The following is a 12782-nucleotide window of genomic DNA, read 5'->3' as shown; positions in this document are numbered from 1 at the left end:
GGAATCAGAGCGCCGTAAAAAGGCGCGAACTATACCAGCATCGGATAACAAATTCAGGTTTTTCGCATGATCCCGGAAGGACCCGGGATCTCAGATTCTGCGATAAAGACGACCAATCGGATTCGAATAAATCAGGCAGCAAAGTTTTAGTAGCGGAAGCGATTCAGCTGCTCTTTTAACGCAAACACAGAATCCATCATATGTGCACTTTCACGCTGACTTTCTTCAGCACCGTTAGCAACATCTGTAGCAACATCACTGATGGTGTTCACATTGCGGGTGATGTCTTCCGATACACTGCGCTGTTCTTCTGCAGCACTGGCAATCTGGGTGGTCATATCGTCCACCTGGCTGATCGATAACACCACCTCTTGTAGCGAAGCAACGGCATCCTGGGCCTGCTCAATACAACGGGCGGATTTCTCACGGCCCTGATCAATTGAGCTGACCGCTTCATTGGTACAGGCCTGCAGCGTATCGATTAATGACTGAATCTCACCGGTGGATTCCTGAGTTTTCGCTGCCAATGTACGTACCTCATCGGCAACCACCGCAAAACCACGCCCCTGCTCGCCTGCACGCGCCGCCTCAATCGCAGCGTTGAGAGCCAGTAAATTGGTTTGCTCAGAAATACCATTAATCACATTCACAATATTGCTGATATTGGCACTGTCGTCAGACAAGCGCTGAATCACAGAACCCGTCGACTCCATATCTTCCACCAGCTCGCGAATAGAATTCAGATTCAGCTCCACCTTCTGATTACCGGCATGCACAGAGTCACGCACAGACCCGGCAGACTCCGCCGTCATCGCAGCAGACTTCGCTACTTCAGCCGCAGTCGCACTCATTTCGTTGATCGCAACCGACACCAGCTCCAACTCTTCGCGCTGGGTTTGCATACCTTTGTTGGTGTTATCCGACAGCCGTTTTGACACATCCACACTGTTGTTCACCTGATCCATCTCACCGGCAATGTCTTTAACGATATCGTGGGTTTTACTAAGGAAAGCATCAATAGATTTCGATAAATCACCAATTTCATCATCACGACTCAACGCTGTACGACGGGTCAGATCACCCTCATTGGAAGCCAGCTGCGCCAGCGCCCGGGCAGTATTTTCGATTGGTGAAGAAATACCTTTCGCCAGCACGCTCATAACCACCACTGAAAGCACCGCAATCAGGGCAGCAATCAATACAAACACCTCAATGGTGCTGACGAATGATGCCGTAACCACCTGATCGGTTTTGGCGACACCGGCAAGTACCACCGCTTTTTCAATTTCGATTACAGCAGCCCAGCGTTCCGGAACGCCCTTCACCACAATCGGCGCAATGGCGTAATAAAGGTCTCCCGCAGACAACACCTGAGCCTTACCGTCGGCCATTGCTGAGGCGATAATCTGGGCACGATCACCCGGCAGCGGTTTGCCCACCAGCTCAGAGTTATCCGAAGCCGCACCCAACATATTATTCGGCGCGACAAAGAAGATGCTGCCAGCACCGTTGTAGAAATTGCTGTCACCGTTTTGTGCGATGCCCTGCAGGAACCCCAGACTGATATCGATCCCCGTCATACCAATAAAGCGATTACGATCCAAAATGGCGGATACCAGTGAAGTGCCAACCACGGTTTGCCCCTGTACCTCCCAGGTATAAGGGTCAACCATACAATCGCGTTTCTCATGCTTTGGGCACAAATACCAATCGGACACCCCGCCCGGATTGCCCTTGGCTTCATCATCGTAAACCTTGGTCAGGTTCAGTGGCCGAATGGCGATATTACCGTCGGCAGAACGATTCCAGTAAGGAGCAAACTGGCCGGATTCGTGGGTATGGTTGGTACCAATAAATTCCGCATCACGACCATCACCCACACCCTCTTCCCAGGCAATGTATGTGCCCATCAAATCCGGATTCTGAACCAGAACATCACGGGTGTATTCACTGAATGCAACCCGATCAAGCAATTCCGGGCGTTGACCAAGCAAAAAGCTTTTCATGGTGTTGGTGATGCCACGGGTAACTTCCATCGCCTGGGTCAGAGGCTCAATTACCTTGCCCGCCTGGATTTCCGCCAGCTTCTGCAGCTCGTTTTCGGCTTTCTGACTGAGCTCCTGGGAGGTCATTGCCATAACCTGCTGTTGCAGCGCGTTGTTTCGATTGACCACCACCAGTGCCAGAGTCACCACTGCGACCACGATACAAAGCCCGGCCGCCATGGCTATTTTGTAGTGTATTTTGCGCAACATACCTCAGCTCCCCCGTTTTTTCTGGCCTGAGCAAACAGCCAACAACGTTGTAAAGGACGTTTTTAAAAAGGGTAAGACAGGAAAATTCATACCAGGCGATCTCCGCTTCTAAGCAATGCGTATGAATTTAGTAAAGCAGGCGGTCATTAGCAGGCCAGTGATTGGCCTGATAACCGCCGAAATATCAGACAGGAATGTCAGGAAAGCGTATTAAGTCATGAAAAAAGCATCCTATCGGATGCTCCGTGCTCCGCTGTTCGCGACGAGCCGAAACCAGCGATAAACAAAAATCAGCGACAGGCAGAAGCCAGCCATAATCTTTCGCCGAGCTTTTCCGCTAATGACTGCAGCCAACCAGAACGTTCAGCGCCGCGCACCGTGTCGGTTTCCGACGATTCAGCTCCCACTATAACCGCCAACGACAGCACCTTATGAATGGGTAACCAGTCAATCACACGGTTAAGCTCTGAACGATCAGCAGCAACATCCAGGTGCAACCCGGCTACTGGTAAGTTACAGGCCAGCTGCAGGTTATCTTTTAACGCACCAAAATACGTGGCCAGTAAAATATTCGGACGATTCGCCTTCAGTGTGTGGTAGGACTGTTCAAAAGCGATCTTCCATGCCAGTGACAGCTCAGTCACCAGAATGGGCTCATCTATCTGAACCCATTCCGCCCCTTCTGCCGCAAACAATTCCAGCAGCTCACTGTACAACGGGATCAGCTGGTCAAGCAGTGATAGTGGATCACTGCCATCTTCGTTTTCTGCCAGCGCCAGAAACGTCAGTGGCCCAAGAATTGCCGGTTTAACCTCGGAGTTTGATGCTTTGTCCTGACGCCATTGTTGCTGTAACACACCCGGATTAAATGAAAACTGAGTGTTTTTCCCAACGACTGGCGCTTGATACGGATGATCTTCACCGAATCTCAAACCAGACGATGCCACTTCACATCCCATCACCGCAGCCATTTCCCCAATCAGGTTGGACAGCGAGAACGCTTCCTGGAGCTGATGACTGCCAGCGGAGAAATCGGAGTGAAGAATATGAGCCACGGTAAAGTTCCTGTTGCGATGAATAACCGGGCAGCACTCTAATAAATTGGTCTCATGAAGAAAATTGGTCATTTCTCATGTTGTCATTAGTATTCCTCACATTGCAGCATCACTCTGATATCTCGCCTGAAATGCACGAAGCGAAAGTGCAAAGTGCAAAGTGCAAAGTGCAAAGTGCAAAGTGCAAAGTGCAAAGTGAAAGTGCAAAGCAAAAGCCACCGCAGAAGCCTGCACCATTTACTTTACGCTTCAGCCACAAACCTGCGACCATCACACTGGTCGTGTTTAGTTGTACGTTAAAGTGATTTTGTTATGTCAGCCCAGAGCAGATTATTCTCCCGCTATGTTACCCAGTTGCCGCCCGGCGAGTTGAGCTGGATTGGCGTTCGTCCCGGCAGACGTATGTCGATGCAATCATTAGAAAGCACCCAGGCCGTGGCCACACTGGGCCTTAAAGGCGACCACCGCATGGAAAAAACTCCCGGTAGCGGCCGCCAGGTCACATTGATCAGCGAAGAGTTTATTCAGCAGATTGGCCATTTCCTCGGCGGCAAAGTCGTTCGCCCGGAGCAACTGAGACGCAATCTGGTGGTGCGCAATATCAACCTTAATGCACTGCGCTACCAGACGTTCAAAATTGGTGACGCTGTCTTCGAAGCCACCGCTCTGTGTCATCCCTGCAGTCGTATGGAACAGGAGCTGGGCAAAGGTGGCCTGGCCGCCATGCTTGGCCATGGTGGCTTATGCTGTAAGGTCATTCACTCAGGGAAAATTCGGCTCGGCGACCGCATTGAATTGTTCACACCACAACAATCACTACTCTGAGAGGTCGCGATGCCGGTTATTGAACACAGCCGTAGCTGCCCCTACTGCAACGAACTCATTACTGTATTTATCGAATTGCCGGAGTATGACGAGCTGGACGATCAGCTGGATGAGCTAAGTCTTGATCAACAACAGGACTGCCAGGTGTGTTGTCGCCCTATCTACATCCGCTTAATCAGCGACCCAATGGGCGACGGCAGTATTGGTGTTGAGCTAATCAGTGAAAATGACGTGTATTAACATCCCAAGCATGAATTTGGCCGCTGAGAGTTAATACTCAGCAGTCCGTCCAAACCCGGTACGACCATTGCCCCTACTGCGACACTTGCTCAGATACCGCCTGGGAAGCAGGCTCCGTGCGCATGGTGTTAAAGCCCAGTTTTTGCTGAACGGTATCCAGCAGCACATAAATCGCTGGCAGGATCAGTAAGCAGACAAAGGTGGTAAACAAAATACCAAAGCCAAGTGACACCGCCATTGGCGTAATAAACTGCGCTTGGCGTGACGTTTCAAACACCATCGGCGACAGACCACCAAAGGTCGTTAGCGTGGTCAGCAAAATAGGACGGAAGCGACGCACACCTGCCGCACGCACCGCTTCAAAGGCCGACAGTCCCTTTTGTTGTTGTTCATTGGCATAGGTCACCAGAATCAGACTGTCGTTCACCACCACACCGGCCAATGCCACAATGCCCATTATGCTCATGATCGACAAACCGTAACCAAGCATAATATGGCCAATAATCGCTCCTACTGCGCCAAACGGAATCACCAGCATAATCAGCAACGGCTGTGCGTAGCTGCGGAATGGAATCGCCAGCAACACATAAATCAGCAACAACGAGAACATGCCATACAGCTGCAGGTTATCCATGGTTTCCTGAGTATTCGCCTGGCGTCCGCGGAAGCTGAAATCCACCGACGGAAAACGCGCCTGCAATAATGGGAAGACATCTTCACGCAGAACATCCATCGCTGCCGGTATCTGTTCCCGAGGCTCAACTTCGGAGGTGACTTTTACGATTTGCTCACCATCGCGACGACTGATCTTGGCCGGGGCACGTTCTTTCTTCAGCGTGGCGATATCACCCAGCTGCACATAACCACCAGCCGGAGTCCGAATCTGCAGGCGTTCGATATCTGCACTGAAAGAGCGCTCTTCCAGTGGCAAACGCACCAGCACCGTCACTTCATTCCGTTCACGTTGCTGACGTAGCGCACGGGCGCCATATAATGCCGAGCGGACCTGGCGTGCAACGTTGTTCGCATCGAGATTAAGGCTTCGGCCCAGTTGATTTAATTCAACATCCCACTGGGGTGAGCCGGCTTCAAAACTGTTGGCAACATCGGTAACACCCGACAGCTGTGCCAGCTGATTCGCCAGTTCGGCACTGGCCAAACGCAACTCATCACTGTTACTGCCGCGCAATTCGACGGTTAAACCAAAACCACCGGACGGGCCGCCGCCGCGCTCGGCATCAAAGGTTAAGCTGCGGATACCGGGGATTTCTCCAATTATTTCCCGCCAGCGTTTTACCGTTTCATTGGCACTGATCGGACGCACTTCGTTCGGAACCAAACGCGCTTCTACTTCAATGCTGGAGCCGGTGATATTGCCCTCAACACTGATCACTAACGGTACATCGGCGTCATCAAACGGTTGCGACACCTGGTACAGACTTTTCTCGAGATGTTCACGAACCGCTTTCGCCTGATCGAATGGCGCATTGCTCGGCAGCTCAACCGTCGCAACGGCAAACTCACCCTCAAGACGCGGAAACATGCTGAAGCCCATACGACCGCTGGCCGGGTACGACATCACCACAAACGCAATAGAAATGGCGGTAATCAGAGTTAACCCCGGATTCGCCAGTACCTTATTTAAAACCGGAAGATAGGTGTTATTAATAAAATGATGCAGCCGCTTATCGACCCGTGCCTGCATGGCATCGACTTTACGACCGATTGCGGAAGGATTTTTCTCTTTCAGATGCGCTAAGTGTGTCGGCAAAATAAACAGCGCTTCCAGCCAGGAAATCATAAAGCAACTGATCACCACAATCGGAATGGCAAGGAACAGCTTGCCCATCATACCCGGCAGACTTAATAACGGCAGGAAAGCGGCAATATTGGTGAGAATCGCAAACGCCAATGGCATCGCCACTTCCCGTGCGCCAACAATGGCCGCATCGTGGAACGGCATGCCACGCTGCATATGTTCGTAAATATTTTCACCAGCAATAATGGCGTCATCGACCACAATCCCGAGGGCAACAATAAAGGCGAACATCGACACCATATTGATCGACACATCCCAGATAGGCAGCAACAACATCGCCCCCATAAAGGCCGTTGGAATACCCATGGTGACCCAGAAGGCCAGCTTATATTCCAGGAACAAACTCAACAGCACCATCACCAGAATTAAACCAATGGCGGCATTTTTTAATAACAGGCCAACACGCTGACGATACGTTTCACCATCATCATCGGTGATAATAATTTCAACGCCCGGCGGTAATTCAGCGCGTATTTTTTCCAGCTCAACGTAGGCTGCTTCAACCACGGTTAACGGCGTCTGATTTTCACCCCGGAAAATATCGAAGCGTACAGAAGTCTGACCGTTGTAGGTCACCAGCCTTGCACTGTCACTGAAGCCTTCACGAATGGTGGCCACATCACCCAGTCGCACACGCACACCACCGTCATCACTGATCAGCGGAATATCTTTAAAACCCGCAGCCCAATAAACACGATCATTTAAGGTAACCAGAATATCTCCACCATCGGTTTTCACGGCACCGGCACTTTGCTCCAATGCATTATTACTGATGATATTGGCAACTTCGTTGAGGCTTAAACCGTAACGTTGCAAATCGCGCTGACGGATTTCGATCTGAATTTCTTCATCCGGCATGCCTTTTAATTCGACCTTACTGATTTGTGGCGACGACAGTAGCTGATCTTTTACCCGCTCTGCCAGACGCTTTAATTCAAAGCGCTCTAACGGCCCAAAAAACGCCAGCTCCATCACTTCAATGGAACGACTGGCAATGCTCACTACCGGTCGCTCGATATCCGCCGGGAAGGTACTGATACGGTTAACCGCCTGCTGGATATCCTGATAGGCTTTTTGTCGATCGACACCGTTCTCCAGTTCAATCCGAACATCTGCCGAACCCCGACTGGCCGACGATTTTATTTCTTTAAAGCCTTCCAGCGATGCCAGTTCGTTTTCGATTGGCAACACCACGCCTTTTTCCATTTCCGACGGCGTAGCGCCGGGATAAGCGACGCCAACAATAATCATGTCGGCTTCAAATGGAGGGATAAATTCTTTGCGGATAACCAGCGACATCAAAAAGCCGCCAACAATTAAAAATGCCATCAGCAGGTTCGGAGCAACCCGGTGTTCCGACATCCAGGCAACAGGCCCGCGACGAGAAGCGAGCTTATGATCAATACTCATCGGTTATCTCCTGTTAGCGCTGTGGCTTGCCATCAGTATGATCGGCCAGTGCGTCTTCAGCGCCAGCGGCTTGCCTATCACCCAGGATACGAACCGGATACCCAGGCACAGGTGCATCGACACGACTGACCAGCAAGCGATCGTCAGCGTTAAATCCGCTGTTGTTACCGGCTTGGCTATCGACCTGGCCATTAGCTTCGGCGGCATTTTCAACTGCGACCCAGGACATTTCCCGGCCGTGATACAACACGGTCACCGCCCGTTTTTGCAGTTCATTGTTGGCACTGACCACCCATACCTCATCGTTATTATTGAGGTGGCGGGTTTCAATCTGATACGTGTTTTTCAACTCGCGACCAAACAACTGCACTTCAACAAAATCGTTTAACAGCACCGGAGGTAAATCACTGTTTTGCAACGCCAGCGGGTCTTGAATCGCCAACACCAGTTTTACCTGGCGATCGGTACTGTCTACCGCAGGCAATACGTTGAGAACGCGGGCTTCGCGGGTTTTTCCCTGCCAGCCCGGCATGGTGATTTCAACGATATGTTGTTTATCCAACCATGGCAGAAACGCCGCCGGAATTTTTACTTCAATCCAGAATTCATCGGTGCTGATCAGGTCGAACACATCAGAGCTGGCTGACACCTGACTGCCGATGGAAACGTTACGGCTGTTAATCTGACCGGGGAACGGCATACGAATTTCGCTGCGCTGCAGATCCAGCCTGGCTTGATTGAGATTGGCTTTGGCGGTTTTTACCGCCGCTTTGGCCTTGGCAATCTGTGGTTCACGTAACACCAGAGCTTTGTCTTGTGGCGATAACCGGGCTTCTGACAGTTCGTATTCTTCCCGTGCCAGCGACGCCTGGCCTTTTTCGATATCCAGATCCGCCATTGCCTGGGTGTAAGCCGCCTGCTTCTGCTCCAGCATCAGGCGAAAATCCTTAGGATCGATACGCGCTAATAAATCTCCCTGCGCTAATCGGGCACCCGGAACCGCAGCCTCAGCAATGGCAATAACCCGGCCGTTGACCTGGGGTTTTAACATGACCTGTTGTGACGCAGTCACCTGACCACCGGCCTGCCAGGTCGGACGGCTGCTTTGCATTAATAACGGTTCAACTTCCACTAACCGGGCTTTGGTTTCAGGTACCACCTTTCCGGGTTTCGGCGCGCTCTTTACCACCCACACCGCTATCGCGATACCCATCGCCAGAACGCCAACACCGATCAGAATACTTTTTACGGCACTGCCTTTATTGCCGGAATGGTCGCCCGAATGGCGATACGGATCATTAACGGAGCTCATAACTGTCAGGATTCCTGTGATAACGGTTGAGTGTCAGTGTGGGATTCAGAAAAACGCCCATGACTGACAGCCTGGTATAAACGAATGCGGGACTGGTTAAAATTCAGCTGGTTAGCCAGCAACTGCCGCTCCAGTTTAAGTACGTCACGCTGGGCATTTAATAGCGATAAATAATCGCCAACGCCCTTGCGGTAGCGGCTGGTCTGGAACGATTCGGTTTTCTGCGCCAACTGCAGCTGGCGCTGCAAGCTGGTATCAAGACGCTGCTGTTCATCCAGCGTCACCAATAATTCCTGAACCTGTTGCGCGGCTTTCAGATACACCTGCTGATAGGCGGCAATCTCAGCTTCCAACAGCGCCTGCTGACTATCGACCTGAGCACGGCGATTTCCTCCATCAATAAGAGGTAACACCAGATTACCTGCTAGGTTCGCTACCCAGTTATCAAACACGTTTTCAATATTTGGATCCTGACCGTTGTAGCTGGCAGTTAAGGTAAAACGCGGATAACGATTGGCTTCGGCGACGGCGACCCCAGCATTTGCCGACTGCACGTTAAAGAAGGCCCGCTGCACATCCGGGCGTTCGAACAACGCCGCCGCATTAACCTCCATACGGCTAACAGCAACAGCAGGCAATGTCATTTGCTGCAGATTGATGTTGATGTCAGATGCGAGCCATAACTGTAACTGCTGCTGATAAATATCCCGCTTTGCGGTTGCTGACACCAGATCACCGTTAATGGATTCCAGCAGAGTTTGTTGCTGCCAGACGTCGGAAACCTGAGATTGACCACGCTGGAAGCGGGCATTAATGACCTTCAGTCCGGATTCAATCCGTTGCTTCTGCTGATTCAACAGTTCTATGAGATAGGTCTCGTGTAATAAACCAAACCAGGCAATCCCAACCTGACTGGCCACTGTATTGGCCTGAATCCGGCTGGCGGCACGCGTGGCTAATAAATCGTATTCTGCACGTTGACGAGTTGCTGCAACCGATCCCCAGAAATCGATCTCGTAACTGGCACTTAGCCCGGCGGACCAGCTGTCTCCGGTAGAATTCTCACGCCAGCTGCGGTTTTTTCCGGCATTGAGATTAACGCTTGGGTACTGATCAGCGGAGTTAATACGTAACAACGCCTCACTCTGGCGCAACCGCGCCAGAGATGCTTTCAGATCGTAATTTTTCTCCAGCGCCTGACTGACCAGTTGATCCAGCTGAACGTCACTGAATTCATTCCACCAGCGGCTCTGCGTCGCAGTCGTCTCCGAGTCGGCAAAGCCAGACAATAATTCTGATGATTCGAATTCGGGCTGAGGGACAGACTCGACGCTGCTACAGGCAGTTAACCCTTGCAAAAGCAAGGGCAACAACAAAGCAGCCATCAGAGGTCGTCGGACGACGGCAGTCATAAAGGGTTCCTTTTTAGCGTTGAATAACCATAGGAAGGTTAGGGACAGGTGGCTATGATAAGCAGCCACAAAAGCCCAAGGTTACGGCTTTTACCCATCTTTACCGAGCTGACAAAGCTTGAAACCCAGCGTCTCCAAGCACCCATTTCATCGCTTCTGACAATATCCTTCGCAGCATTCAAAAAACCTTGATAATCATTTGCATTTCATTACCATTCGCGTTTTATAAAATTATCAGGTAAGCCCTTATGCCCATTGCGGTTTTTGCCCTCTGGCCTGCTCTGCATCTGATGTACGGTGTAAACCAGCATCGCAGTGACAAAATTGACCAGCGCCGCCGCTATGCTGGCCGTGCTCTGTTATTCGCAGCCTTCTTATTTGCTAGCCAGCCGTACGGTTGGGAAAAAGGTATTTTTTATCTGCTGTTTTCGCTGATGGCCTGTTCTGTGGTTTTTGTTCAGCTGCGTATCTGGCGCCCGGTACTGGTTCAGGCCATTACCGCCATCAGTATTGCCGGAGGTATTTATGCTCTGGTTTAAACGCAAATTTAACTCTAATGCCAGTCAGATCACCGCCGCGATTCTTGGTGCTTTCCTGACGACCATCAGCCTGACCATCGCCATCACCCTGTCATGGCCGTTCGGCGATAAAGTCGAACAGATTTTTGCCGGTGGTGTGTTCTTCTTTGTGTTCTGGGCGTCACTGTTTTACTGGGCGCTGCTGGCAGACGGCGGATTAAAAGCCTGGGCCAGAGTTGGTTCACTGTTATTGGCGTTTGGTATTTACGACGCCCTGTCTCTGACCGTATTCGCTTAGGAAGTTCTGTATGCAACAACGTACCCATAAGGTGTTTTACGGCGCCCATACCTGGCTCGGTATCCTGGCCGGAATTTTATTGTTTGTGGTCACCTTTTCCGGCTTTCCGGCCATGTTTGCCCACGAACTGGAGAACTGGCAGTCCACCACGCTGAATAATCTAAAGCCAGCCGAATCCATTGACCTGGATCGATTGCTGGCTGCAGCCAACAGCGAAGAATTCGGTACCGAGACCTTCTTTGTCGCACCAGAAACCGACAAAGGTTACGGCATGGTCGCCCGCTTCGACGGTGAAAACTCCGTGATCCGTTATGTTGAATTGGAAAACTATCAGCAAATCGATATTGGTGGCTCCGAGGTATCTCATATTTTCGAACACCTGCACACGGATCTGCATATCCCTCGCCCTTTTGGTCGCTACCTGGTTGGCCTGGCGGGTATGGTTATGCTGCTGTCGATCATTGCCGGTATTGTCATTCATACCAAATGGCGCAAAGAGTTTGTGATGTTGCGCCCTAAACGCAGCTGGCGTTTGTTGCTGACGGATCACCACAAATTGATGGGCCTGTGGACGCTGCCGTTCTCTTTTATTCTGGCATTCACCGGCACCATTCTTGGCTTACTGGGACTGATCTCTCCGATCCTGGCACTGGCGAAGTTCGACGGTGATGTCGAAAAAGCCACCATCGCTGTTTTAGGCCCAACCGCCGAAGTGGTCGGAGAGGCCGCCCCAGCAGTTTCTTTAAATGAGCTGTACCAGCGCACTTTAACCATTCAACCCGAGCTGGATGTGACCTTTATCCAGGTGGATGGCTATGGTGATGCCGGTGGTGTGGCGAAGTTCTCCGGCAACCACAAAGATGCATTGAGCAATCTGCAGAGCATTACCTTCCAGCTGAAAGACGGCGCTCAGATTCATGAATTAAACGGCGTTGAGAAAGGTCCGTTCCAGCGCATCTTCGCCGCAGTGACGCCACTGCATTACGTGTTATTTGGTGATATGGCGCTGAAATTCTTCTATGCCATTTCAACTCTGGCGCTGTGTGCCCTGATCATCAGCGGCAATATGATCTGGCTGGCGAAGAAAAAACAGGGTCAGGCCAGCAGCGACAACACTGCCGAACTTGATAAACCTCATATGCTGGCGCGCCTGACACTCGGCATTTGCGCCGGACTGGTGGTCAGCTGTGGCATTACCCTGGGCGCCAGCCAATGGCTGCTGCCACTGAACCTGGGTGAAGAACAACATCACACCGAAGAAGCGATTTTCTGGGGTGCCTGGTTTATCGCCATCCTGCCAGCCATGTTTGGTCGCGATCTGCACGCACGCACCCGCGGTTATCTGGCCGCCACCGTGGTTGCGCTATTGTCAGTTATCGTTGCCGATGGCGTTATCAGCCAACGCTGGATTGGTGGCGGCAATGAGATTGTTGATGGCATTCACCTGACACTGATTGCCCTGGCATTGGTGTGTGGCTATTTTGGCTGGCGCCTGCCAAAACCAACAGAGAAAGCCAAACAGGGCCGCAAGTCTCAGGTCACGGAAGAATCTGCTGAAGAAAAAGAAACACGGGCTGCCTGACAGCCCGGCTCTGACCGCTGAATTTCAGCCATAAAAAAACGCCGCTGATGTGAGTC

The 12782-nt window shown here is 51.4% G+C and carries 10 protein-coding genes; 5 read left to right on the top strand and 5 right to left on the bottom strand.

What is annotated here, in order from left to right; all coding sequences use genetic code 11:
• Positions 1–146: 146 nt before the first annotated feature.
• Positions 147–2255 carry a methyl-accepting chemotaxis protein gene (locus tag ACOQOZ_RS02890; protein ID WP_420590788.1) on the bottom strand — a complete coding sequence of 703 codons (2109 nt, stop codon included), beginning with the start codon at positions 2253–2255 and terminating at the stop codon, positions 147–149.
• A 290-nt stretch (positions 2256–2545) separates the two neighbouring features.
• The gene (locus ACOQOZ_RS02885; protein WP_420590787.1) at positions 2546–3310 is read right to left on the bottom strand and encodes a hypothetical protein; all 765 of its coding nucleotides are present in this window, start codon (positions 3308–3310) and stop codon (positions 2546–2548) included.
• A 312-nt stretch (positions 3311–3622) separates the two neighbouring features.
• On the opposite strand from ACOQOZ_RS02885, the gene ACOQOZ_RS02880 reads away from it, so the two are divergent.
• Together ACOQOZ_RS02880 and ACOQOZ_RS02875 are read left to right on the top strand one after the other, a co-directional pair.
• Entirely contained in the window at positions 3623–4135 is a 513-nt protein-coding gene (locus tag ACOQOZ_RS02880) for an MOSC domain-containing protein (protein WP_420590786.1), read from the top strand.
• 9 nt (positions 4136–4144) lie between these two features.
• A complete protein-coding gene (locus ACOQOZ_RS02875; RefSeq protein WP_420590785.1) occupies positions 4145–4375 on the top strand; it encodes a CPXCG motif-containing cysteine-rich protein in 231 nt (76 codons plus the stop codon).
• A gap of 73 nt (positions 4376–4448) precedes the next feature.
• Here ACOQOZ_RS02875 and ACOQOZ_RS02870 read toward each other — a convergent pair whose 3' ends face one another.
• From ACOQOZ_RS02870 to ACOQOZ_RS02860, 3 genes are read right to left on the bottom strand one after another with little or no spacing between them, the layout of a single operon-like run.
• Positions 4449–7604: an efflux RND transporter permease subunit gene (locus ACOQOZ_RS02870; RefSeq protein ID WP_420590784.1), complete on the bottom strand. Its 3156-nt coding sequence runs from the start codon at positions 7602–7604 to the stop codon at positions 4449–4451.
• Positions 7605–7617: 13 nt separating this feature from the next.
• Positions 7618–8916, bottom strand: coding sequence for an efflux RND transporter periplasmic adaptor subunit (locus tag ACOQOZ_RS02865; protein ID WP_420590783.1), 1299 nt, complete (start codon positions 8914–8916; stop codon positions 7618–7620).
• Positions 8917–8921: 5 nt separating this feature from the next.
• Complete coding sequence (locus ACOQOZ_RS02860; protein WP_420590782.1) at positions 8922–10328, bottom strand: TolC family protein; 1407 nt, start codon at positions 10326–10328, stop codon at positions 8922–8924.
• 248 nt (positions 10329–10576) lie between these two features.
• Here ACOQOZ_RS02860 and ACOQOZ_RS02855 point away from each other — a divergent pair, with 248 nt between their 5' ends.
• The 3 genes from ACOQOZ_RS02855 to ACOQOZ_RS02845 are packed head-to-tail and all read left to right on the top strand — an operon-like array spanning position 10577 to position 12726.
• Positions 10577–10867 carry a hypothetical protein gene (locus ACOQOZ_RS02855; RefSeq protein ID WP_420590781.1) on the top strand — a complete coding sequence of 97 codons (291 nt, stop codon included), beginning with the start codon at positions 10577–10579 and terminating at the stop codon, positions 10865–10867.
• On the top strand, positions 10854–11144 hold the full coding sequence (locus ACOQOZ_RS02850; RefSeq protein WP_420590780.1) for a hypothetical protein: 291 nt from the start codon (positions 10854–10856) through the stop codon (positions 11142–11144). The genes ACOQOZ_RS02855 and ACOQOZ_RS02850 overlap by 14 nt, the downstream gene beginning before the upstream one ends.
• 10 nt (positions 11145–11154) lie before the next feature.
• The gene (locus ACOQOZ_RS02845) at positions 11155–12726 is read left to right on the top strand and encodes a PepSY-associated TM helix domain-containing protein (protein WP_420590779.1); all 1572 of its coding nucleotides are present in this window, start codon (positions 11155–11157) and stop codon (positions 12724–12726) included.
• Positions 12727–12782 lie beyond the last annotated feature (56 nt).

The organism is Bacterioplanoides sp. (assembly GCF_965219715.1).
Lineage (GTDB): Bacteria > Pseudomonadota > Gammaproteobacteria > Pseudomonadales > Oceanobacteraceae > Bacterioplanoides.
This window is presented reverse-complemented; position numbering and strand designations above follow the sequence as displayed.